Below are 24938 nucleotides of genomic sequence, written 5' to 3'. Positions count from 1 at the left end.
TCAAAATGATCGAACTGCGAATAACCGGACCGAGATAGACCTGGCAGACCTAATTGAGAGGTCCCGTGCAATGTTACAACTGATGGTGCATGTATAACGGCTATAACAGCCACTCCCCATCCGATAATATTTCCCGCTATTGATCTCGATCAATGTCGCGGCTGTTGCACTCTGGCACTTTGTGTTATCTACTAGCAGATTCGCCTCTCATATTCATGGGGATGACGTATGCAGGATCAGGTCGGGGTTCGTTCCGGTCAGCGGCACAGAGCGCTGGGGATGAGCACGGCTGGGTTTGCCATCTGCTTTGCGATATGGACGATATTTTCGATCATCGGTATACAGATTAAGGCGGATTTGGGGCTGTCCGATGCTGAGTTCGGCTTGCTTGTCGGTACGCCGATTTTAACCGGGTCGTTATCACGAATTTTCCTTGGCATCTGGGCCGATCAATATGGCGGGCGGCTGGTTTTTACGGTCATCATGCTCGTTGCGGCGGCGGCGACATTTCTGTTGTCCTGGGCGACCAGCTATCCGGTAATGATGATTGCCGCGCTGGGGATCGGTCTGGTCGGGGGCAATTTTGCGGTTGGTATTTCCTATGTTTCCAAATGGTATCCGCAAGATCAACAAGGTACTGCGCTTGGTATATTCGGCACCGGGAATGTCGGTGCGGCGCTGACCACGCTCATCGCGCCGATGGTGCTGGTGGCTTATGGCTGGACGACGGTGGTGCAGGTCTGGGCGGCTGTATTGGCGGGGGCCGCGATCATATTCTGGTTAGCGACCGAGGATGACCCCGGTATAAAGGCCCGCCGCGAAAGCGGGGAGAAACCGCGTTCGACATTGCAGCAGTTGGAGCCTCTGAAAAATCAGCAAGTCTGGCGGTTTTCGCTCTATTATTTCTTTGTTTTCGGTGCCTTTGTCGCCCTTGTCCTGTGGCTGCCCAAATATCTGATTGATGTTTACGGGGTGGATTTGAAAACGGCGGGATTGCTGGCGGCGGGTTTTTCCATTCCGGCCAGCCTGTTCCGTGCCTATGGCGGGCGTCTGGCGGACCAATATGGTGCGCGCAAGGTCATGTATGTGACATTTAGCGTTGCGCTAGTCTGCCTTTTCATGCTGAGCTATCCGCAAACAGATTATGTCATTTACGGCACCAAGGGGCCGATTGCATTTTCAACCTCTATGGGTCTGGTGCCGTTTGTTGTCACGACCTTCATTCTCGGCTTCTTCATGTCGCTAGGTTCGGCGGCGGTTTATAAACATATTCCGGTTTATTACCCCGATAATGTCGGCTCGGTTGGCGGACTTGTCGGTATGATTGGCGGACTGGGCGGCTTTGTGCTGCCCATTGCTTTTGGCGCGATGCTGGATGTCACCGGCATCTGGACGAGCTGCTTCATTTTGCTCTTTGCGCTGGTTGGCGTCGCGTTCGCGTGGATGCATGTTGCTGTGCGGCAAATGGAGCAGCAGGCGGCGGGCAAGGAGCTTTCTCAACTGCCCGCATTTCCCGAAATGCAGCATGTCCATAAGCCTGAGGTTGACCGCGAGACGCGCGGCAATGTGCTGAATGTCTGGAATCCGGAGGATGAAACTTTCTGGACGGAGCAGGGAGCAAAAATTGCGCGGCGCAACTTATGGATTTCGATCCCATGCCTGTTGCTTGCTTTTGCGGTGTGGATGGTATGGTCGGTTGTGATCGCAAAACTGCCGGTAATCGGGTTTAACTATTCGACCGACCAGCTTTTCTGGCTGGCGGCACTACCGGGACTATCGGGCGCGACGCTGCGGATATTCTATAGCTTCATGGTGCCCATTTTCGGCGGGCGATTGTGGACTACGCTAACGACCCTGTCGCTGCTTATTCCGGCATTCGGCATTGGCTATGCGGTGCAAAATCCGGACACGCCTTATTTCATCTTTCTGGTCCTGTCGCTGCTTTGCGGTCTGGGGGGCGGCAATTTCGCTTCGTCTATGGCGAATATCAGTTTCTTTTTCCCCAAAAGCCAAAAGGGCAATGCGCTTGGCCTGAATGCCGGGCTTGGCAATCTTGGCGTTTCGGTCATGCAGTTTCTTATACCGGTGGTTATCACGGTGGGAGTGTTTGGCGTGCTGGGCGGGGGGCCCCAGATCGCGCAGACCGGCGAGGAACTTTGGTTACAGAATGCAGGCTTTATCTGGGTGCCGTTCATATTGCTGAGTTCTGTTTTAGCCTGGTTGGGCATGAACGACATTGCGTCGGCAAAGGCGAGCTTTGCCGAGCAAGCGGTAATTTTCCAACGCAAGCATAACTGGATCATGTGTTTCCTTTATACCGGAACATTTGGCTCGTTTATCGGCTATTCGGCAGGCTTCCCTCTGCTGTCCAAAATCGCCTTTCCAGAGGTAGACTCGCTGAAATATGTTTTTCTTGGGCCGCTTATCGGTGCGGCATCGCGCGCGGCGACCGGCTGGATTGCGGATAAATGGGGAGGCGGCAGAGTCACGTTCTGGACCTTCCTGTTAATGGTTATCGCGGTTCTTGGCGTACTCTATTTCCTCGGCATAAAGGATCAGCCCGGCGCATTTTGGGGCTTCTTTGCGATGTTCATGCTGCTGTTTCTTGCCACCGGCATCGGCAATGCGTCAACTTTCCAGATGATCCCTGTCATCATGCGTAAGGAAGTGACCCGCCTGATGCCCGGCCTGCCCGCCAATGAACAGCTTCGCAATGCTGATAAAGAATCGGCAGCGATTATCGGTTTCACGTCCGCAATTGCCGCTTACGGAGCGTTTTTCATTCCCAAAGCCTATGGCAGTTCCATCGACATGACAGGTGCTCCCAATGCCGCACTTTGGGGATTTATGATCTTCTATGTTATTTGTGCTGTCGTGACCTGGTTTTATTATACCCGGCGCGGAAGCCTGCTCCACGATATCGAAAGGGGCGTAAAAGATGCTGCGCCCGTCCACGCTACTGCCTGACGGAGGACCTGAATAATGAGCCATCTTCTCGACCGACTGAATTTTTTCAAGAAGACCAAGGCTCCTTATGCCAATGGTCACGGCGTCACCACCAGCGAGGACCGCAGATGGGAAGACAGCTATCGCAAGCGGTGGCAGCATGACAAGATAGTTCGCTCTACCCACGGCGTGAACTGCACCGGCAGTTGTTCGTGGAAAGTCTATGTAAAGGGCGGGATCGTCACCTGGGAAACGCAGCAGACGGACTATCCGCGAACCCGACCCGACCTGCCCAATCATGAGCCGCGCGGATGTTCACGCGGGGCAAGCTATAGCTGGTATATCTACTCCGCCAACCGCGTGAAATATCCGCTAATCAGATCACGACTGGTTCGTTTGTGGCGTGAGGCAAGACAGACAATGGAACCGGTCGCGGCATGGACCTCCATCGTCGAGAACCAGCAAAAGCGCGACAGCTATACCAAAATCCGCGGCCATGGCGGTTTTATCCGCGCCGATTGGGATGAAGTGACGGAAATTATCGCCGCCGCCAACGCCTATACGGCGAAAAAATATGGGCCGGACCGGGTGATCGGCTTCTCCCCCATCCCGGCTATGTCGATGGTGTCCTATGCTGCGGGCTCGCGCTATCTCTCTTTGCTTGGCGGTACCTGCATGTCGTTTTATGACTGGTATTGCGATTTGCCGCCCGCTTCGCCGATGACATGGGGCGAGCAAACCGATGTGCCGGAAAGCGCTGACTGGTATAATGCCGGGTTCCTGATGCTGTGGGGCTCCAACGTCCCGCAAACGCGCACACCCGACGCCCATTTCTATACCGAAGCGCGCTACAAGGGTGCAAAATCGGTTGTTGTGTCGCCGGATTATTCCGAAGCCTCGAAATTCTCCGACATGTGGCTGCATCCCAAACAGGGCACGGATTCCGCGCTGGCGATGGCAATGGGCCATGTCATTTTGCGCGAATATCATCTCGACCGGCAAGCGGAATATTTTGAAGATTATGCCCGGAAATATTCCGATATGCCCATGCTGGTCCGGCTGGTGGAAAAAGACGGCCACTTCATTCCCGAACGCATGCTCCGTGCCTCCGAATTCGAGGACGCATTGGGTGAAAAGGAGAATAGTGATTGGAAAACCGTAGCCTTTGACGAGCTGAGCCAAAAAATTGTTGTTCCCAATGGCTCGATCGGCTCCCGCTGGGAGGGCAAGGGAAAATGGAATCTTGAAGAAAAAGATACCAACGGAAATGACATCAAGCTCAAGCTGACCAACATTCTGGAACAGGACCATGACACAGTCGTGGATGTCGCTTTTCCGTATTTCGGCAACCGCGACCATGATTATTTCAAAGGGACCGACCATCCGGACAGATTGATCCGCCGGGTTCCCGTAAAACGGGTGAAACTGGCCAAGGGGGCTGTTCTGGTCGCTTCGGTTTATGATCTTTTCATGGCAAATTACGGGCTGGACCGCGGACTGGGCGGCGAAAATCTGGCCAAGAGCTATGACGAGAATGAACCTTATACACCCGCCTGGGCAGAAAAAATAACCGGAGTCCCGGCTGATAGTATCATCACCGTCGCACGTGAATTTGCGACTAATGCCGAAAAGACCAAAGGCCGGTCGATGGTCATCCTCGGCGCCGGGGTCAATCACTGGTATCATATGGACATGACTTATCGGGGGATTATCAATCTCCTCGTCATGTGCGGCTGTGTCGGCAAGTCGGGCGGCGGCTGGTCGCATTATGTCGGGCAGGAAAAACTTCGCCCGCAGACCGGCTGGCTACCTTTGGCTTTTGCACTGGACTGGAATCGCCCACCGCGCCAGATGAACTCGACGAGCTATTTCTACGCACATAGTGACCAGTGGCGCTATGAAACGTTGAGCGTCGATGAACTCTTGTCGCCGACGGCACCGGATGGTGCGTTTAGCGGATCGCTGATCGACTTTAACGCCCGCGCCGAACGGATGGGCTGGCTGCCATCTTCACCGCAAATTAAAACCAATCCGCTGGAGGTTACAAAAGCGGCGCGCAAGGCAAATAAAGATCCGAAGGATTATGTCGTCGATGCGCTAAAATCGGGTGATCTGGAACTAGCCTGCCATGATCCGGATGATCCGGCCAACTGGCCGCGTAACATGTTTGTCTGGCGATCCAATATTCTGGGCTCCTCCGGCAAGGGCCACGAATATTTCCTGAAACATCTGCTGGGCACCGAGCATGGCGTTCAGGGCAAGGATCTTGGCGAGATGGGGCATAGCAAGCCGGAAGAAGTGGTCTGGCGTGATGATGCGCCAACCGGGAAGCTTGACCTGCTCGTTACGCTGGATTTCCGGATGTCCACGACCTGTGTCTATTCCGATATCGTTCTGCCGACCGCCACCTGGTACGAGAAAAACGATCTTAATACGTCGGACATGCACCCCTTCATCCACCCGCTGTCGGCGGCTGTCGATCCGGTATGGGAATCCAAATCGGACTGGGAAATCTACAAGGGGATCGCGAAGAAATTTTCCGAAGTCGCGCCCGAAGTGCTGGGCGAGGAAGAGGATCTGGTCATGACGCCAATCCTTCATGATACGCCGGGCGAAATGGGCCAGCCGATGGATGTGCAAGACTGGACCAAGGGCGAGGTCGATCCGATCCCGGGCAAAACCATGCCGCAAATTGCGGTCGTGAAGCGCGACTATCCCAATCTTTACAAGCAGTTCACGTCATTGGGGCCGTTGATGGATAATATCGGCAATGGCGGCAAAGGCATTGCGTGGAAAACCGGCGAGGAGGTTGAGCACCTGAAAGCGCTGAACGGCGCTGTGACAGAGGAAGGGGTGAGCAAAGGTCTGGCGCGGATCGACAGTGATATTGACGCGACCGAGGTTATCCTGATGCTCGCGCCCGAAACCAACGGCGAGGTTGCGGTCAGGGCGTGGAAGGCTTTGGGAGCGGTTACGGGCCGCGAACATGAACATCTTGCGATATCGAAAGAGGATGAGAAAATCCGGTTCCGCGATATCGTTGCACAGCCGCGCAAGATTATATCATCGCCCACATGGTCGGGTATCGAAAGCGAAGAGGTTTGCTATAATGCCGGTTATACCAACGTCCATGAGCTTATCCCCTGGCGGACGCTGACCGGGCGGCAACAGCTTTACCAGGACCATCTGTGGATGCGCGCCTTTGGTGAGGGCTTTTGCGCCTATCGCCCACCCATTGATACCAAGGCGGTGAAACCGATGCTAGACCGCGCCGATGGGCAAAAGCATGTCGTGCTCAACTTCATCACGCCGCACCAGAAATGGGGCATCCATTCCACCTATACCGACAATCTGTTGATGCTGACATTGTCGCGCGGCGGTCCGATTGTCTGGATGTCGGAAATTGATGCGGCGAAAGCGGGGTTGGTCGATAATGACTGGATCGAGGCGTTTAACAGCAACGGCGCACTTGTCGCCCGCGTGGTTGTGTCGCAGCGAATGAAAGAAGGCACGCTGTTCATGTATCATGCACAGGAAAAGACCGTGAACGTTCCGGGATCACAGATTACCGGCCAGCGCGGCGGCATCCATAACAGCGTTACCCGAACAGTGATGAAACCGACCCATATGATCGGCGGCTATGCGCAGTTGAGCTATGGTTTCAACTATTACGGCACGGTGGGTTCCAACCGTGACGAGTTTGTGATCGTCCGCAAGATGGTGGATGTGGACTGGCTGGATGGTGAAGAAAGCCGCTTGCCCTATGAAAGAACGGAGGCAGCGGAATGAAGGTACGTGCACAAATAGGCAAGGTCCTGAACCTCGACAAATGTATCGGTTGTCATACTTGTTCTGTCACCTGCAAGAACGTGTGGACCAGCCGCGAAGGCATGGAATATGCCTGGTTCAACAATGTGGAAACAAAGCCGGGCATCGGCTATCCCAAAGACTGGGAAAACCAGCAGCAGTGGAATGGCGGCTGGGAACGGATAAGAAACGGCCGTATCCGTCCGAAAATGGGGGGAAAATGGCGTATATTGGCCAAGATTTTTGCCAATCCCGATATGCCGCTGATTGACGATTATTACGAGCCGTTCACGTTTGATTATGAGCATTTGCAAAAATCGCCTGAAATGAAGGCGGCACCGACGGCCCGCCCGCGTTCGCTGATTTCCGGCGAGCGAATGGAGAAGATCGAATGGGGGCCAAACTGGGAAGAAATCCTGGGCGGTGAGTTTTCCAAGCGGTCCAGAGACTATAATTTCGAAGGCGTCGAAAAGGAAATGTACGGCGAATTTGAAAATACTTTCATGATGTATCTGCCGCGCCTGTGCGAGCATTGCCTGAACCCCACTTGCGTCGCGGCCTGTCCGTCCGGTTCCATCTATAAGCGCGAAGAAGATGGCATTGTTCTGATAGACCAGGAAAAATGCCGGGGCTGGCGGATGTGTGTTTCCGGCTGCCCGTACAAGAAAATCTATTATAACTGGAGCAGCGGTAAATCGGAAAAATGCACTTTTTGTTATCCGAGGATAGAGGCCGGACAGCCGACCGTATGCTCGGAAACCTGTGTGGGGCGTATCCGCTATCTGGGCGTAATGCTCTATGATGCCGATCGTATCGAGGAAGCCGCCTCTACCGAAGATGTGCAGGATCTTTATCAGGCGCAGCTCGATATTTTCCTTGATCCTAATGATCCGGAAGTCATCGCACAGGCGCGTAAAGACGGCGTTCCCGAAGCATGGCTGGAATCCGCACGGAAATCGCCGGTCTACAAAATGGCGATGGAATGGAAGGTCGCTTTCCCGCTCCATCCGGAATATCGCACCTTGCCAATGGTCTGGTATGTGCCGCCACTGTCACCCATTAACGCGGCGGCAAGTGCGGGCAAGATGGCCTTCAAGGATGATATGCCGGATGTGCGTTCTTTGAGGATTCCGCTGCGCTATCTTGCCAACCTGCTGACGGCGGGCAAGGAAGAGCCGGTTGCGCTGTGCCTTGAGCGGATGCTTGCAATGCGCAGCTACATGCGCGCCAAGACGATTGACGGTGTTATTGCAACCGATGTCGCTGAACGGGTCGGGCTGACGCCTGCGCAGATTGACGAGATGTATCACATCATGGCGATTGCCAATTACGAGGACCGCTTCGTCATCCCAACCAGCCACCGCGAGGAAGTGGAAGACGCATTTGACGAGCGCGGATCGTGCGGTTTCTCCTTTGGTAATGGCTGTTCCGGCGGGTCGAGCGAAACCAACCTGTTCGGCTCCCCCAAGCGCAAGAAAATCCCGATGCCGGCAGAAGGGATGCGGACATGACAAAGACATTCAAAATCCTTGCCGCATTGCTGACTTATCCGACGGCTGAGATACAGGAGGTGGTTTCGGATTTCCTGCCGCTTCTGAAAGACGAAGCTTTGCTATCTGCGGCCAGCATCGAGCGTTTAAAACCGCTAATCACCGAATATCAGGAACGTGATCTGGTCGATTTGCAGGAACGCTACGTCTTGTTGTTTGACCGCACACGCTCTTTGTCGCTGCACCTGTTTGAGCATGTCCACGGCGAAAGCCGCGATCGCGGGCAGGCGATGGTCGACCTGAAAGCTATGTATGAAGCAAAGGGGCTGGAGATAAACTCCATCGAAATGCCGGACTTTCTGCCGCTATTTCTTGAATATCTGTCGATATTACAGTGTGAAGAGGCACTGGAAGTGCTTCAGGAGCCTGCGCATGTAATCGCCGCTATAGGCGAGAGGCTGGGCAAGCGTGGTAGCAGCTATGCTGCTGTCATGGGAGCGCTTGGCCAGCTAACGGGGCCTGCGGATGCAAAGGTTCTGGACGCGCTACGCAAGGAGCCTGATGATAATCCCGACGATCTGGAAGCTCTGGACGAAATTTGGGAAGCGGAGCAAGTAACCTTTGGCCCCGGGTCGCCCGAGGATGGCTGCCCCAAAGTTTCCGATATGCTTGCGAATTTGCAAGCCGAAATATCGCCCAACATATCGGATATATCGGCCACATCGGGCGATGCAAAATCAGACGGAGGTGCGAACAATGGCTGATTTCATCAACAGTTACCTGTTTGGTATCTATCCTTATATTGCGCTGACCGTACTCGTAATCGGGTCGATTATCCGCTATGATCGCGAGCCCTATAGCTGGCGGTCCAGTTCCAGCCAGATATTGCGGCGGGGCCAGTTAATGGCGGGCTCGATCTTGTTTCACGTTGGCGTGCTGATCGTCTTTCTCGGCCATCTGGTCGGTCTGCTGACCCCGATCGAGTTTTTCGACTGGGTTGGCATCAGCCATCCTTTCAAACAGATCACGGCAATCGCCGTTGGCGGTGTGGCCGGTATCATATCGTTCGTCGGTGCGACCCTGCTCGCGCATCGCCGCTTGTTTGATCCCCGGATACGGGCCAATTCCAGCTTTGCCGATACAGCGATCATTCTGCTCTTGTGGCTTCAGCTCGCGCTTGGCCTATCGACGATAGTGATCTCTGTGGAGCATCTTGACGGGGCGGAAATGATCCGTTTCATGGCATGGGCACAAGGCATTTTGACATTTGACGCCATGGCCGCAAGCTATATTCTAAATGCCCACTGGATATATAAGCTGCACATATTTCTGGGCCTTACCCTGTTCCTGATCTTTCCGTTCACCCGGCTGGTGCACATGCTCTCTGCACCGGTCCGCTATCTCTGGCGGTCCGGTTATCAGATCACCCGTTCCAAGAAGGCGGCGCTATGACGCCAAATCCGGATCAGGCTTTGATGGTCAACGGGATCGAGATTCCAGCCGCAGCAATAGCGGAGGAAGCACAGAACCATCCGGCTGATAATCCGGATGCCGCCTGGTCGGAAGCGGCGCGCGCGCTGGCGATTAGGGCCGTGCTATTGGCGGAGGCGGACCGATTATCTATCGAAGCACCGGTAATTGAAGATGAAAAAGGCCGGACCTTGCTACCTGATGATGCGCGGATAGAGGCTTTGCTCGATCAGGAAGTGACAACGCCGCACGCCGATGAAGCGACTTGCCGCCGTTATTATGAACAGCATATCGACCAGTTCCAAAGCCCGGCACTGGTAGAGGCTTCGCATATCCTGTTTTCCGCGCCGCAAGACGAACCGGGACGCTATACCAAGGCAGAGCTTCGCGCCATCGACACGATTGCGGAGCTAAAAGAGCATCCGGAACGCTTTGCAGCCCTTGCAGAAAGCCTCTCGGCCTGTCCGTCGGGCAAGCAGGGCGGCAATCTGGGGCAGATCGGACCGGGCCAGACGGTAGACGAGTTTGAGACATTCCTGTTCAATCTGGAAGCGGGCCAAATGTGCCCCGTCCCAGTCAAAACGCGATTCGGAGTGCATGTCATCAAAGCCGGGCGAAAGATTGCAGGTGAAACGATCCCGTTTGAAGCCATCCAACCTAAAATCGCGGATTATCTTGAAGAGTCGAGCTGGCGACGCGCTGTCTCGCAATATCTTAAAATCCTGATAGGAAAAGCAGAGATTTCGGGGCTTGAAATTGAAGGCAGCGACGGTCTTTTGGTGCAATAGCCTAATCGAATGGCCGCTTCTGTCTATACAGCCTATTGAATTGCACCTATGGCGGAGCCATGAGCGCTTGCGGTGACTGCCCTATTCGAAACCACGCGATTTGTTCGGCTCTGGATGATTCAGAGTTGGCGATTTTGCGAAAGATTGGGCGCGTGCAAGATATTCCCGCCGGCCAGACGCTGATGTGGGAAGGGGATGAAGCCACAGTTGTCGCCAATGTCGTTCAAGGCGTGTTGAAGCTTTCGTCATCATTGGGTGACGGGCGTGAGCAAATTGTCGGCGTTGCCTATCCGGCTGATTTTATCGGGCGGCCCTATGGTGAGCGTATTCCCTATACCGTCACGGCGCTTTCCGATGTCCGTATCCGTTCGTTTCAGCGCGCGGGATTTGAAAAATTTGCACAGGAACATCCCAAGCTGGAGCATAAAATGCTGGAGCGCACGCTGATGGAGCTGGACCGGGCGCGGGAGTGGATGTTGCTGCTTGGCCGTAAAACGGCGCAGGAAAAGCTTGTGACCTTGTTGCTCAACATGCCAAACCGCTTGTCCGAAACCCAATGCGATACACCAGCCGCGCCGCTGGACCATTTTGAGTTGCCCTTTGGCCGGCAGCAAATGGCTGACCTGTTGGGGCTTACCATCGAAACCGTTAGCCGCCAGCTGGGTGAATTGACCAAGTCCGGGTTGATAATCTTGAAAAACCAGCGCGAAGTTATCATTCAGGACCGCGAAAGGCTGGCAGTTCTGGCCGGGCAGTGAAGCGGCCAGGATGCGGCGGGATGGCAGAAATTTTGGCATAATAGACTGCATAAATCCGATAGACCCCTTGATTTTAGCGGTTCGTATCCGCATTGGTTGACGCTCCATAGCCAAGATTAAAATTGCCAACATAAAAGGGCCTTTATGTCATCTGAGACACAAGCACGATCCAGTTCCGATTCTGCGCTGCGGAAATTTCTGAAAAGCGAAGCATCAGGCGGTATCTTGCTGATGTTGGCGGCGGCGTTGGCGATGATCGTCGCGAACAGTCCTCTTTATGATCTGTATCATCATTTCCTGCATGAGCTAAAAGGTCCGGTTATATCGGAAAAGCTTGGCCCGATGACCCCGCATTTGTGGATCAATGATGGTCTGATGGCGATATTCTTTTTGTTGGTGGGCCTCGAAATTAAACGTGAATTTGTCGATGGTCGGCTCAACACCTGGGAGCGGCGCCGCTTGCCGGTTTTGGCTGCTGCAGCGGGTATGGTTGTTCCGGCGCTGGTCTATCTTTTGTTCGTGCGCGATATGCCTGAACTCTACAATGGCTGGGCGATCCCGGCGGCGACCGATATTGCTTTTGCTATCGGTGTGCTGGCGCTGCTTGGACCACGGGCTCCCACGTCGCTTAAACTATTTCTGATTACGGTTGCCATCGTCGATGACATGGGCGCGGTCGCGATTATTGCGCTGGTTTATACAGCCGAAATCAATGGCGCGGCGTTGCTTGCTTCCGCCGTAATTCTTGGCATTATGTACATAATGAACAAGGCAGGTGTGCGGTCCCTGATAATATATCTATTCTTCGCGCTATTGCTTTGGTTTGCTGTGTTGCTGTCCGGTGTGCACGCCACGATTGCCGGAGTGCTTGCCGCGATGGCTATTCCAATCGTCGTAACCCCCGGTTCGCCGGATTCTGCAGTTTCTCCGCTGCACCGGCTTGAGCACAAAATTGCACCATGGAGCGCCTTTTTCATTATCCCGCTATTCGGATTTGCCAATGCTGGCGTGTCATTGGAGGGCATCGGTCTGGAACATATTTTTGCGCCATTACCGATAGGTATTGCTGCGGGTCTCTTCTTTGGCAAACAGATCGGGATTTTTTCGGCTGTCTGGATAGCAGTGAAGACCGGGTTTGCCGGCTCGCTGGGCGGGGCAAGCTGGTTACAGGTTTATGGCGTTTCCATGCTGTGCGGAATCGGTTTTACCATGAGCTTGTTCATTGGCGCGCTCGCTTTTCCGGGCAATGTTCTGTTGATTGAGGAAGCGAAGATTGGCGTGCTTGGCGGGTCGTTCCTCTCAGCCGTGCTTGGCTATGCCATTCTGCGCTTTGCGCCGCAGCATACGCATCTGGAAGCGCTCGACGAGGATGAGGAGCGGGAATTAAAGGCTGTGATGTGAAGGCGGTTATCGCCTTTGCTACGGCGCTGCTGTTGACGGGCGGTTCCCCCGCCGGAGCTGATACACCGTCCGAAAACATACCTGTAAAACCGGCCGCGCAGCCGCAAGACATATCACAGCTTGATGAGATAGCAGCCGATTATATCATGCTGACCCTTGCCATGGGCGAGAAAGAACCGGGATATGTCGATGCCTATTATGGTCCAAAGACATGGGCGGCGCTTGCCAAGAAGCAGGAACGCAGCCTGGCCGAACTGGGTGAAGAGGTCGCCCGTCTGAAAGCACGTATCCACGCGCTTCCCAAGGACGCAGATCAGGCGCGCCAGCGCTTTCTTTTGGCGCAGCTTGAAGCGGCGCGCACACGGATTGCCATGCTGTCCGGTGAGGTTCTACCCTTTGCCGAGGAAGCCAAAGGACTGTTCGGTGTTACCCCCGAAATCCTCCCGCTTTCAGAATATGATAGCGTGCTGGCACAGGTTGACAGGCTTATCCCCGGCAAAGGCCATCTTGCCGCGCGCGTGGATGCGTTTGAGGATCAATATATCATTCCGAAAGAGCATCTGAAAACCGTGTTCGACACCGCGATTGCGGAGTGCAAGCGGCGGACGCAAATCTATTTTGACCTGCCCGAAGACGAAAACTTCCGGATGGAGTTTGTCACCGGCAAAAGCTGGAGCGGGTATAATTATTATCAGGGCCGTTACCAAAGCCTGATCCAGATAAATACCGACCTGCCGATCCGCATTTCGCGTGCCGTCGATCTTGGCTGTCACGAAGGCTATCCAGGCCATCATGTCTATAACATGCTGCTGGAGAAGAATCTGGTCAACAGCTTGGGATGGCAAGAATTTTCTATCTATCCGCTCTATTCGCCGCAGTCGCTTATTGCCGAAGGGTCGGCAAATTATGGTATCAGGCTGGCCTTTCCGGGCGAGGAGCGTCTGCAATATGAACGGGAAGTTCTATATCCTCTGGCCGGTTTGGACCCCGACAGCGCAGAGGCTTATTGGGCGCTGCAAAATGCCAAAGATGCCTTGTCGGGCGCCCGCATCACAATCGCTCAGCAATATCTGGACGGAGAGATTACACGCGAACAGGCCATAGAATTAACCCGGAAATACCAACTCGTCAGTGAAGATCGCGCTCGCCAATTGATCGATTTCAACGACCAGTATCGCAGCTATGTCATCAACTATGGCCTTGGCCAGGACATGGTGCAGCTATGGATAGAGGCGCAGGGCACTGCCCCCGTTTGGCGCTGGAAAGCAATGGAACGGTTGTTGAGCAAGCCCATGTTGCCGGAAGATTTGATAGTTGGCGATTGATCCTTACCAGCAATAGCCTCCAACCTATCTTTCGGGCGTGTGCCATTCCTCTGGTGTGGTGTTCCGGTCGCGCATTTTGATGGCCAGTCCCATGGCGACCCCCACGCCGATCGCTACCGTCAGGTCAACCAGAACCGTCAGCACCAATGTCGTGACGAGCAGCATTTTGTCGGAGGCGGGAAGGGATAAATAGCTTCTCCATTTATGGGGTTCGCTCATATTCCAGGCGGTGATGACCAATAAAGCTGCAAGCGCGGGCATCGCAAGATATCCGGCCAGCGGCGCCGCTACGACCATGACGATCAGGATGACAAGCGCATGAATAATGCCCGCGACAGGGGTTTTCCCCCCGGCCTTGATATTGGTTGCGGTGCGGGCAATGGCCCCGGTTGCAGGCAGGCCGCCAAATAAGGAAGAGGCGATATTCGCAACGCCCTGCGCCGTAACTTCAGCATTGGGACGATGCTTCCCTTCGATCATCCGGTCAGCGACAATGGCAGACAGCAAGGATTCCACCCCGGCCAGAAAGGCAATCACCAACGCGGATGGGAAAAGCTCAATCAAGCGTTCCGAGGTGATTTCCGGAAGCTTCATGGCGGGCAGATGGTTAGGAAGTTCTCCGAAACGCGAGTGGATCGTGTCCACTGGCATCATCATATATACCGCCAGAAAAGAGCCGAAAGCCACAGCCACAATCAAACCCGGCAATTTTGGAAACAGCTTGCGTAGGCCAACGATCAACACGAGAGTAACTATAGAAATAAGCAGGGCGGAAGCGGTAAAACTTTCCCGCGCTTCCCAAAGGACCGGGATTTTTTCAAGGAAATCCGCCGGAAGATTTTCAACTGTCAGGCCTGTAAAATCGCTGATCTGGCTGGTGGCAATGATGATGGCTATGCCAATGGTAAACCCGGTAACCACTGCTTCCGGGACAAAGGAAATCAGGCTGCCTAACCTGAAATAACCGCCGATCAGCAGGATAAAACCCGCCATCATTGTCGCCAGAACCAGCCCGTCATAGCCATGTTCGGCAATCACGCTGAAAACAACGACGATGAACGCGCCGGTCGGTCCGCCAATCTGCACGCGGCTACCGCCCAGGGCGGATATGAAGAAGCCACCGATGATGGCAGTGATAATACCTGTGGATGGATCCGCACCGGAAGCGATGGCAATTGCAATGCTTAAGGGCAATGCCACCATTGCTACGGTTATTCCGCCCATCAGGTCGGCAAGAAACAATGAAACGGAATATTCCCGCAACGTCGTGAGTATCTTAGGCTGGCGCATGCGCGCAGTTATCAGCATATAGCGGTAGGGCGCAACCCAAATTAGGCTACTATTTCCGCTCCTTAACTATGCGCTAACCAATTTCGTTCATGCTCAATTCCGAAAATGGACCGGCGTTTTGCAGCACCCATGCTTCGAACGGCTATTTGGAATGGGACAAATTTTATGGCGGAATCGGAAAATCTTGTTGATGTGGCTATTATCGGGGCAGGGCCAGCGGGCCTGACCGCCGCTTATCTACTCAGCAAAAAAGGCTATTCAGTCACAGTTATCGAAAAAGATCCTGTCTATGTCGGCGGGATCAGCCGGACCGTGGAATATGAAGGCTTTCGCTTCGACATTGGCGGGCACCGGTTTTTCTCAAAATCCAAGGAAGTGGTCGATCTATGGAATGAAATCCTTCCCGACGACTTTATCCAGCGACCACGGATGAGCCGCATCTATTATGAAGGAAAATTCTACAGCTATCCGCTGCGCGCTTTTGAAGCCTTGTGGAATCTGGGGATCTGGCGCTCGACCCTGTGCATGGCAAGCTATGCCAAGGCAAAAGTCTTCCCGAATAAAAATGTGAAAAGCTTTGAAGACTGGACGGTCAACCAGTTTGGCTGGAAACTATATTCCATCTTTTTCAAAACCTATACCGAGAAAGTCTGGGGCATGCCCTGCGACGAAATGTCTGCGGATTGGGCGGCGCAGCGGATCAAGGGGCTGAGCCTTTGGGGCGCGGTTGTAGACGGATTGAAACGCTCGCTTGGCCTTAACAAAAAGCCCAATGACGGTATGGCGACAAAAACCCTGCTTGAAACCTTTCGCTATCCCCGCCTTGGCCCCGGCATGATGTGGGACGCGGCGCGTGATTATGTCCGCTCCAAGGGTAATGAAGTCCTGATGGGGCACAGCCTGAAACAACTGGCGCAGGATGCAGACGGAAACTGGCGCGTGTCTGCTTCTACGTCAGCCGGAGAGGCCGTAATCAATGCCAGGCATGTTATCAGCTCGGCACCGATGCGGGAGCTGGCCAGCCGTATCCATCCGCTGCCAAGCTCGCTGCCAGAGGCGCAGGACCTGAATTACCGCGATTTCCTGACCGTGGCGTTGATGGTTAAATCCGAAGACCTGTTTCCCGATAACTGGATATATATCCATGACGAGCGGGTTCAGGTGGGCCGCGTACAGAATTTCCGCAGCTGGTCCCCGGAAATGGTTCCCGACACCTCCATCGCTTGTGTCGGTCTGGAATATTTCTGTTTTGAAAATGATGGCCTGTGGTCGTCGAGCGATGAGGATCTGATCACGCTTGCCAAAAAGGAAATGGCAATCCTTGGCCTGTGTAAACCGGAAGATGTGGTCGGCGGCGCGGTTGTGCGTCAGGAAAAAGCCTATCCTGTCTATGATGACAGTTATGAAGAGAATGTAGCCATCATGCGCGATGATCTGGAAACCCGTTTCCCGACGCTGCACATGGTGGGCCGCAACGGTATGCATCGCTATAATAATCAGGACCATGCGATGATGACGGCTATGCTGACAGTAGAAAATATCGAAGCCGGTTCGCGCAAGTGGAATGTGTGGAACGTCAACGAAGACGCCGAATATCACGAAGCGGGCGACGAGGGCGAGCAAAGCGTAATCGCATCAACAATCAGCGAAGACCGTGCCGTGGCTCTGAACAGCATGCGGGATGTACCGACGCGTGTCGATACGGCCGCTACGGAAACCAAGCCGTCCAAGGCGGCGTAACAGCTACATGGAGCGCAGCGGTCAGGACAGGCGGTCGGCCACCGGAGTCTGGGCAGGAAACCTGCCCGGCCCGCTGGCATTGCTGAACCGTTTTTCGATCACGCGCTATTTGCTGGCTAGCATCGTCAGCCTAGCTTTCGATGTCGCGCTATTCATGGTTCTGGTCGCCTTTGCATTTGATCCAGGATGGTCCTCTGCGGCTGGCTATAGCGCAGGAATCATCGTGCACTGGCTCATCTCCTCAAGCTTCGTCTTCCCCGGCAAAGCCAGACAGGGCGCAGCGCTACACCTGCAACGCATCGGCTTCATCGCCACCGCTATATTGGGTCTTGGCATAACGGTCAGCATAGTCAGTTGGATGACCGCTTTGGGTATAGTGCCGGTTATAGCAAAAGGCGCAGCGGTGTTTATCAGCTTTTTCGCGGTCTATCTGACCCGTAAATTTGGAGTATTCCGATGACAGCTGTTGCAATTTACGCACCGCGAGTTGGGCTGTCAGTAGAACTCGGCAAGTTTATCAATTGGGCATTGATATGGCTTGGTCTGGCCAATATTCCATTCATGGCAATGTGGTTTGTCGGAGCGCCGCCACGTTATTTTGAAATAACTGTGGGCGGCATTGTCGGATTGATCGTAAAGCGTATGCCGCGGATTATCCAGTTTGCAGCTTTTACCGGCATCATGACCTACTCGACCCTTTCTTTTGTCGCTGGGCTGTTCAACCTGGAGATGGGTTCACTCCTCTATTCCATGCAGTTTTTTGCTGAGATCAAGCCCGGCAACTCCGCAGAATATATTGCGGCTATCATCGTAATCTTCGCAATATTGGTCACAAGCTGGTTTTTGCTCAAGCGCGATACCAATTTTGCAAAGCCATTTTATATCGTGATTGGCGGTGCCTTGATCTTTGGCTTGGCGGGTGCCGATCTTGCCATGGGCCAAAATATGCGCGGCCATTATTTTCGTGAAGCGCCGGTGGGAGCCGCTTTTGAATCCGCGACGCAAAAGACCGGCTTTGCTGATCGCGCCGATGGTAAGCGCCATCTGGTTTTGATCATGCTGGAATCGCTTGGTGTACCCCGTGATAACAAGGCAATGTCGGATAAATTGTTCGCTTATTATGACAATAGCGCCATTCAGGCCCGCTATGATGTGAGCCAGGGAACCAGCCTTTACTATAACAGCACCACAGCGGGCGAGTATCGTGAGCTGTGCGGGAAATGGGGCGATTATTATGAATTGCTTGATCCTGTACAAGCCGCAAAGGAAAATTGCTTGCCGATGCGGCTGGCCTCCAAAGGTTACGTCACCCAAGCCATGCACAGTTTTGAGGGTGATTTTTTCAAACGTGCTGAATGGTATCCGAATATCGGGTTTCAGATGCGCGAGTTTTGGCCTGACCTGCGAGCCAAGGGCGCCGAGTGGTGTGGAGGTGTTTTCGCGGGGGCTTGTGACCGGCAGATACCGAAAATGCTGGCCGAAAATCTTAAAAAAGCGAAGCAACCCACGTTTCTTTACTGGCTGACGCTGAATACGCATTTACCGGTGCCAGCGGGTCTGAATCTGGATGTGGACGATTGTCAGACGGTATCAGCGGATTTGGCCCGGGATTTCCCGATGATCTGCCGGCAATTTGCGATTTTCGATGATATTGATAAAGCGCTGGTCAAAGAAATAACCGCGAGCGATTTTCCCGAGGCAGATATATTGATCGTCGGCGATCATATGCCGCCTTATTATGACCGGCACCACCGTTCCCAATTTGATCCAGAGCGGGTGCCTTGGCTCTATCTGAAGCACAAGGGCAGCCATTCGCCAAAAATATGAACGTGAACCAATCCTTCCGCAAGTCGGCTCCGCTTCTCCTCATCTGGCTTGCCGTTTGCGGAGTGTTGGTATTTGTCTCATGGGACCAGATTGCCTCTGGCATGGGCTGGGGGCCGGATGACCAGTTGCGGCAGGTGCAGCTCCGGGACTGGATGGCGGGGCAAAGCTGGTTTGACACAGTGCAATACCGGATTGCCTTCCCCGATAGCCAGCCTATGCACTGGCCGCGTTTGATCGAGCTGCCGCTGGCTTTGCTCATTGCCTTGCTCGGCCCCGTCATCGGAGCCCATGCTGCCGAAGTTGCGGCGATGGTTGTTGTTCCGCTGGCCGGACTGGGCTTGACCATGTGGCTGACCGCGAAAATATCCGGTGCGCTTTTTCCAGCAAGGATAGCGCTGCTTTCCGCCGCGCTGACGGCCACCGCAGTTCCCGTTGTGGCTCAGCTTCGCCCGATGCGGATTGACCATCATGGCTGGCAGATTGTGTTGGCGCTGGTTGCCCTGTGGACCATGTTCTGGCCGGATAAACGCAAGGCGGGGCTGGTCATGGGGAGCGCGTTGGCGCTGTGGCTGTCCATCTCGCTGGAGGGACTGCCACTGTCTGTCGCGTTCATTGCGCTTCTGGCCTGGCGCTGGGTCGCCGCGCTGGATGAAGGCGTCCGCCTGTTCTGGACTCTCGCCGGGTTCCTTGGCAGCAGTATTTTGCTTTATCTCATCAATCATGGCCAGTTTGATACGGCGCTAAACCATTGCGACGCGATTTCACCGGCGCATCTTTTGGCTTGTATCGGCGGTGCGGTGGTCATCTTGCCGGCAATACGCCTTGCTCCGGCATCCTGGCCGCTACGCCTGATTTTCCTGGCCCTCGCCGGCGCTGCGGCTTTGGGCATATTATACGCCACTGCGCCGCAATGTATTGGCGGCGCCTTTGGGGAGCTGGACCCGCTGGTGCGGGATTATTGGCTGGTCAATGTGGGCGAGGGATTGCCGGTTTGGAACCAGCCTTGGGACAAGAATATCACGCTCTTTGGCGGTTCGATCATCGTCGGCCTTGGCGCCCTGATCTATATAAAGTGGAAGCGGCATGGTGCGGCTGACCTTGATACACTGGACAGCGACAAGCTGTTCATTCTGGCTTATGCCCTGATCTGGGCGCTTATTATGTCCTTGCTGGTTCAGCGCGCTGCCGCTGTGGCTGCCGCTTATGCCGTGCCGCTTATGGCCTGGGCTGTCGATCATGCTTTTCGAAACGCGCGCGCTATGGAGCGGCCGCTTCAACGCATATTGGCGAGCGTCGCCGTGGTGTTCCTGATACTGCCCGGTCCGATCACTCTTGGGCTTGTCAATGCAATCCGCGGGGATGAAGAGGATGCCAAACCGGCGCTACCGGATAGCACTCTGGCCTGCGATAGCGCTGAGTCACTGGCACGGCTCAACGCCTTGCCGCAGGCTAATATTATCGCGCCTTTTGATTTCGGACCGCAGATTCTTGTGCAGACACCCCATGCTGTGCTGGCGACAAGCCACCACCGCAATGACAGCGCCATGGCCGACCAGATCCGGATTTTTACATCGGCCCCCCAGCAGGCCCGCGATATACTAGAGGCAAGAAATATCCGCTATATTGCGGCTTGCCCGGGCGAAGCGGAACTGGAAATCTATGCACGCAAGCATCCCGACGGGCTGTGGGACAGATTGTCTAGAGATGAAGGCTTCGACTGGCTGCAACCCGTTCATTTGCGTGGTAGCGGGCTCTTGGTCTGGCGGGTTGTGCCGCGCGAACCGCGGGCGTGAAACCTGATGTCAGGCCGGAATGAACTTTAGCGCCAATCCGTTAATGCAGTGGCGTTTTCCGGTGGGTTTAGGGCCATCATTGAAAATATGCCCCAAATGCCCACCACAGCGGATGCAGTGGACCTCGGTGCGGGGAACGCCGATTTTATAATCGGTTGATGTGCCCACGCGGCCCTTGATTGGTGCCCAGAAACTGGGCCAGCCGGTGCCGCTGTCATATTTGGTTTCCGATGAATAGAGGCCCAGATTACATCCCGCACAGGCAAAGATGCCTTTGCGCTTTTCCTTGTTTAGCTTGCTGGAAAAGGCGCGTTCGGTTCCCGCTTGGCGCAATATCCGGTAGCGCGCCGGGCCAAGCTGTTTTTTTCCATTCTGCCGCGGATTTATTGACCTTGAAGGATTTGCCGGATTTGGTTCTGGATTCGGCAATCGCCCCTGCCCCGAAAATGCCGGTGAAGTGCGCGACCCCATAGAATCCTGCACCGAACATGCCGGTTAAAAGGAGTTTGCGTCTAACAATGCCTACCATGCTGCGCTTATCTCTCTTGTAAATCCAATGACCCGGAAAAACAGAAAGCTAAGCTACAAAAACACGCCTGAACAGGGGCTGATCTGTGTATTGCGGACAGGGCGATCTAATATTTGGAAAGCCTGACCTGCATTTTGCGAAAGCCGTGGACGAAACAGGCGTGGACCCGCTTGACCTCTCCGGTGACGTTAACCTGCATGCGGCGCTTGGCCATTTCTTCCAGCAGGATACGGACTTGCAATTCAGCCAGCCGTGCACCGACACAGCGGTGAATGCCATAGCCAAAGGCCAGGTGTCGGCGTGCATTTTCGCGCTCGATATCAATCTGGTCGGCATTTTCAAAAACGCTCTCGTCGCGATTGGCCGAAATATACCACATGATAAGCTTGTCGCCCTGTTTGATTTGATGTCCGAACAGGTCGGCATCTTCTAGGGCGGTGCGCCGCATATGTGCCAACGGAGTTTGCCAGCGAATAATTTCCTGCACCGTATTGGGAATAAGATCCGGATTATCCTGAAGCTTTTTGCGCTGATCGGGAAACTGGTCCAGCCCATAGGCAAGGCCGGACATTGTGTTGCGGGTCGTGTCATTGCCGCCGACAATCAGCAGGACAAGATTGCCCATAAATTCCAGATGATCCATGTCTTTCATGGCATCGCTATGGATCATCATGGAAATCAGGTCGGGCGTCGGTTCGGCATTGACTCGCTCGTTCCACAGTTGCTGGAAATAGGCGCCCATTTCGAATAAAATTTTCTGGCGCTTTTCATTCAGTTCCGGTGCCAGCGACAATTCGACATCACCGGCCCAGTCTGACCAAAAGGTCAACAGACGGCGGTCTTCCCACGGAAAACCAAACAGGATGGCCAGCATGCCGGTGGTCAGTTCAATCGAAACCCTGTCCACCCAGTCAAATTCCTCATCCCACGGCAAGCTGTCGAGCACTTCGGCAGTCCGGTGGCGGATTTCACCTTCCATCCGCTTCATTTCCGTGGGCGTGAAAGCAGGAGCTACGGTACGGCGTTGTCCGGTATGTTTCGGGCGGTCCATCGCAATGAACATGGGGAGCTCGAATTCCGTTTCATCATCTTCGCGCCTATCGGCAATGACGATGCCCCCAGCGGCGGACGAATAAATATCAGGAAGGGACTCAATATGCTGGATCGCCTTGTGACTGCATATATTCCAGTAACTTCCATAGGCCGAATCCTCGACCTTGTTGATCGGCGCATTGGCCCGCATCTCGGCAAACGGAGCGCGCCACAGGTCTTTGCTGTAAAGATCGGCGCGGCTGACATCGCGCGGATTGGCATTGGGGTCAATGACCGGGGGATTGTCCTTATACCACGCTTCCAAAGCCTCTGCGGCGGTTGGTGATGTGGTAAGGGTCGATACATCAAGCACGGGATTGGTGGCCATAATTCTCTCCTGCCGTTGCCCTTTTGGCAATCGGTTGCGTTTCAAAACCAGTTCAGTCTGACGTTATTGACAGTAATGTCAACATAGATTCGTCAACTTGCAGGAAATCCAAGATTATTTTGCGCGGCACCAGAAAGGGCGAGGGTCAGCCGCGCATACGGGCGAACAGATTTTTTTTACGCGCGCTGCGTCCCGATTTCATGACATTGCGGCGGAACAGGATTACACTGAAACGGATGATGACCAATGTGAACAGCCCTTGCCATGCCAGCGCCAGTCCGTGCTGCCAGATATTGTCCATCTGTGCCGCCCGCGCGATCATCGCAAAGGGGGAACTGAACGGAAAAATAACCGCGAACCATTCAATCGGCTCGCCCAGTTTTGTGACCGAAGTTGCCGCGAGGAAGAAGACCAGAAGCTGCCCCATGGTGACGGGCATGGACAGGGTCTGCACCTCGCGCACCGTCGTTGCCATCGCGCCAATCCCAAGGAATAGTGATCCTAAAAGCAGATAGGCCATAGAGAAATAGAGCACCATCAAAACGCAAAAAAGCGGCCAGCCCACTGCGGGGGCAGGCAGGTCGGGTATTCCTGCGTTCATTACCGAAACGCCGATTAAGCCCAGACTTGACCAGACGAAAATACCGACAAGCGCCATGCCCAGCATTGCAAACAGCTTGCCCAGAAATATGGCATCCATCGGAATGGCAGCGGCAAGGATTTCGATAATCTTGTTGGTTTTTTCCTCGACCAGATTGGACAGGACCATGCCCGCCAATATCATGGTCAGCAGAATCAGGATGACTTGGCCGCCCTGCGCAATGCCCAGTTGCGTGCGTTTTTCCGAGCTATCGGTTTCGGCGACAAAATCGCCTTTCACAATGACGGGGCGGGGCGCTGACAAAGCCGTTTCCGCCAAAAGCGCGACTTTGCCGCTCCACCGCTTGACATCGCGCTGTGATCCGGTGAGCAAAGGCGCTTCCAGAGAACCGGAAATAATCGCGGTGAGCGGGCGGGACGCGGTGTTGAGTTTTGATTTGATATCCGGGTCCGATGGACTGACGCCGGTCAGGATGAGCAATTCGGGCAGGCTGCCACTGCCAAGATTCCTGGCCAGGGCGGCCCGAGCCTTCACCAGTTTTGCAGCTTCGTCTTCCTCCAGCGCGAGGCCGATGACAGGCTGATCGATATCCTCGCTGACCTGTGCGCCAAGACTTCCGGCGGCAAGGCCGATGAGCAGCGGAAAGAGCGGACCGAGCAAAAAGAAGAAAAAGGATTTGGAAAAGATGATCGCGGTAAAATCGCGGCGGGCGATAACATAGGCGGCGCGGATATTTTCTATCATGCGTCTTCTCCGTTTCCGGTGGTGTCTTCCGCCATTTTGTTCGCCTCCGCTTCACCGGCGATATGGACAAAGGCATCGTGCAGGCCGGGGCGTTCAATGGACAGGGATTCGATGCCCGCATCGCCCTCTATCAGAGCGCGGAGCAATGGTTCGACACCGCTTTCGGGCAGGGTGAAGTGCCAGTTATGGCCCAAAGGCTGACAATCGGCAGGGATCGCTGCGCGCCATGGCCCGTCAAGATTGCGCGTTTCCAGAGAGACTTGCGGGCGTAGCCGGTCGCGGGCGGTGGAAACTTTGCCGGTAAAGGGAATCTTGCCATTGGCAACAATCGCGATTTCTTCGCATAAACGCTCTGCATGGGCGATGACATGGGTGGAGAAAATCACCGTCACGCCGCTATCGGCCTGTGCGCGAATAAGCCGCTCCAGCTTGCCCTGATTCAGTGCATCCAGCCCGGAAAACGGTTCATCCAATATGATAAGTTCCGGCTTGTGGACAATCGTGCCGAGCAATTGCACGGTCTGGGCCATGCCCTTGGACAATTGGCGGATCTGCTTGTCCGCCGCATGGCCAAGCCCGTGCTCTTCCATCATCTGCCGCCCGCGCTTACGCCCCTCGGCCAGGGGTAATCCGCGCAGCGCACCCATGAAGGCAATCGCATCATAGGCCTTCATGGATTGGTAAAGCCCGCGTTCTTCGGGCAGGTAACCGACCTGATGCGCTTTGCTGATCGGATTTGGGGAGCCGAGCAAAAACCGTTCCCCTTCATCGGGATCAATAATACCGAGCAGCATCCGCAGCATTGTGGTTTTGCCGGCACCGTTTGGGCCCAATATACCGAAAATGCTGCCCCGCTTTATAGTCAGGCTTATTCCGTCAACCGCTGTTTCGCCGTCGAATCTTTTGACGATATTACGGGCCTCTATGGCATATGGTGGGGCGTGGACGGGGAACTCTCCTTGGACGCTGGAAGTCATTTACGGCTTTCCTAATGGGACGCGGTCAGTGA

General features: G+C 54.5%; 17 protein-coding genes and 1 pseudogene. 13 read left to right on the top strand and 5 right to left on the bottom strand.

Annotated elements, in window-relative coordinates; all coding sequences use genetic code 11:
* Positions 1-228 precede the first annotated feature (228 nt).
* From VIN76_RS00485 to VIN76_RS00445, 9 genes are all read left to right on the top strand, one after another.
* Positions 229-2967, top strand: a complete 2739-nt coding sequence (locus tag VIN76_RS00485; RefSeq protein ID WP_332039847.1) for an MFS transporter — start codon at positions 229-231, stop codon at positions 2965-2967.
* Positions 2968-2982: 15 nt separating this feature from the next.
* Positions 2983-6735: a nitrate reductase subunit alpha gene (locus VIN76_RS00480; RefSeq protein WP_332039846.1), complete on the top strand. Its 3753-nt coding sequence runs from the start codon at positions 2983-2985 to the stop codon at positions 6733-6735.
* Positions 6732-8264 carry a nitrate reductase subunit beta gene (narH, locus tag VIN76_RS00475; protein ID WP_332039845.1) on the top strand — a complete coding sequence of 511 codons (1533 nt, stop codon included), beginning with the start codon at positions 6732-6734 and terminating at the stop codon, positions 8262-8264. The genes VIN76_RS00480 and narH overlap by 4 nt, the downstream gene beginning before the upstream one ends.
* The gene (narJ, locus tag VIN76_RS00470; protein ID WP_332039844.1) at positions 8261-9007 is read left to right on the top strand and encodes a nitrate reductase molybdenum cofactor assembly chaperone; all 747 of its coding nucleotides are present in this window, start codon (positions 8261-8263) and stop codon (positions 9005-9007) included. The genes narH and narJ overlap by 4 nt, the downstream gene beginning before the upstream one ends.
* Positions 9000-9695, top strand: a complete 696-nt coding sequence (narI, locus tag VIN76_RS00465) for a respiratory nitrate reductase subunit gamma (protein WP_332039843.1) — start codon at positions 9000-9002, stop codon at positions 9693-9695. The genes narJ and narI overlap by 8 nt, the downstream gene beginning before the upstream one ends.
* Positions 9692-10501: a peptidylprolyl isomerase gene (locus tag VIN76_RS00460; RefSeq protein WP_332039842.1), complete on the top strand. Its 810-nt coding sequence runs from the start codon at positions 9692-9694 to the stop codon at positions 10499-10501. Before narI ends, VIN76_RS00460 begins: the two co-directional genes overlap by 4 nt.
* A gap of 152 nt (positions 10502-10653) precedes the next feature.
* Complete coding sequence (locus VIN76_RS00455; protein WP_332039841.1) at positions 10654-11259, top strand: Crp/Fnr family transcriptional regulator; 606 nt, start codon at positions 10654-10656, stop codon at positions 11257-11259.
* Positions 11260-11403: 144 nt separating this feature from the next.
* A complete protein-coding gene (gene nhaA / locus VIN76_RS00450; RefSeq protein ID WP_332039840.1) occupies positions 11404-12660 on the top strand; it encodes a Na+/H+ antiporter NhaA in 1257 nt (418 codons plus the stop codon).
* The gene (locus tag VIN76_RS00445) at positions 12657-13985 is read left to right on the top strand and encodes a hypothetical protein (RefSeq protein ID WP_332039839.1); all 1329 of its coding nucleotides are present in this window, start codon (positions 12657-12659) and stop codon (positions 13983-13985) included. The genes nhaA and VIN76_RS00445 overlap by 4 nt, the downstream gene beginning before the upstream one ends.
* A gap of 24 nt (positions 13986-14009) precedes the next feature.
* Here VIN76_RS00445 and VIN76_RS00440 read toward each other — a convergent pair whose 3' ends face one another.
* Positions 14010-15275: a SulP family inorganic anion transporter gene (locus VIN76_RS00440; protein ID WP_332039838.1), complete on the bottom strand. Its 1266-nt coding sequence runs from the start codon at positions 15273-15275 to the stop codon at positions 14010-14012.
* A gap of 165 nt (positions 15276-15440) precedes the next feature.
* On the opposite strand from VIN76_RS00440, the gene VIN76_RS00435 reads away from it, so the two are divergent.
* The 4 genes from VIN76_RS00435 to VIN76_RS00420 are packed head-to-tail and all read left to right on the top strand — an operon-like array spanning position 15441 to position 20635.
* A complete protein-coding gene (locus VIN76_RS00435) occupies positions 15441-17015 on the top strand; it encodes an NAD(P)/FAD-dependent oxidoreductase (RefSeq protein ID WP_332039837.1) in 1575 nt (524 codons plus the stop codon).
* 7 nt (positions 17016-17022) lie between these two features.
* On the top strand, positions 17023-17475 hold the full coding sequence (locus VIN76_RS00430) for a GtrA family protein (protein ID WP_332039836.1): 453 nt from the start codon (positions 17023-17025) through the stop codon (positions 17473-17475).
* Positions 17472-18842 carry a sulfatase-like hydrolase/transferase gene (locus VIN76_RS00425; protein WP_332039835.1) on the top strand — a complete coding sequence of 457 codons (1371 nt, stop codon included), beginning with the start codon at positions 17472-17474 and terminating at the stop codon, positions 18840-18842. The genes VIN76_RS00430 and VIN76_RS00425 overlap by 4 nt, the downstream gene beginning before the upstream one ends.
* A complete protein-coding gene (locus tag VIN76_RS00420; protein ID WP_332039834.1) occupies positions 18797-20635 on the top strand; it encodes a hypothetical protein in 1839 nt (612 codons plus the stop codon). Before VIN76_RS00425 ends, VIN76_RS00420 begins: the two co-directional genes overlap by 46 nt.
* A gap of 9 nt (positions 20636-20644) precedes the next feature.
* Here the strand turns inward: VIN76_RS00420 and msrB are convergent.
* The 4 genes and pseudogenes from msrB to VIN76_RS00400 all read right to left on the bottom strand — a co-directional run bounded on the left by msrB (position 20645) and on the right by VIN76_RS00400 (position 24906).
* Positions 20645-21125, bottom strand: a pseudogene (gene msrB, locus VIN76_RS00415) (peptide-methionine (R)-S-oxide reductase MsrB).
* Between the two features lie 145 nt (positions 21126-21270).
* Positions 21271-22584 carry a cytochrome P450 gene (locus VIN76_RS00410; protein WP_332039833.1) on the bottom strand — a complete coding sequence of 438 codons (1314 nt, stop codon included), beginning with the start codon at positions 22582-22584 and terminating at the stop codon, positions 21271-21273.
* 145 nt (positions 22585-22729) lie between these two features.
* A complete protein-coding gene (locus VIN76_RS00405) occupies positions 22730-23929 on the bottom strand; it encodes an ABC transporter permease (protein ID WP_332039832.1) in 1200 nt (399 codons plus the stop codon).
* Positions 23926-24906, bottom strand: a complete 981-nt coding sequence (locus VIN76_RS00400; protein WP_332039831.1) for an ABC transporter ATP-binding protein — start codon at positions 24904-24906, stop codon at positions 23926-23928. The genes VIN76_RS00405 and VIN76_RS00400 overlap by 4 nt, the downstream gene beginning before the upstream one ends.
* Positions 24907-24938 lie beyond the last annotated feature (32 nt).

The sequence above is a fragment of the Parasphingorhabdus sp. genome, assembly GCF_036568145.1.
GTDB lineage: Bacteria > Pseudomonadota > Alphaproteobacteria > Sphingomonadales > Sphingomonadaceae > Parasphingorhabdus.
Note: the sequence above shows the minus strand (reverse complement) of the source record. Positions and strands in the feature narration are given on the sequence as shown.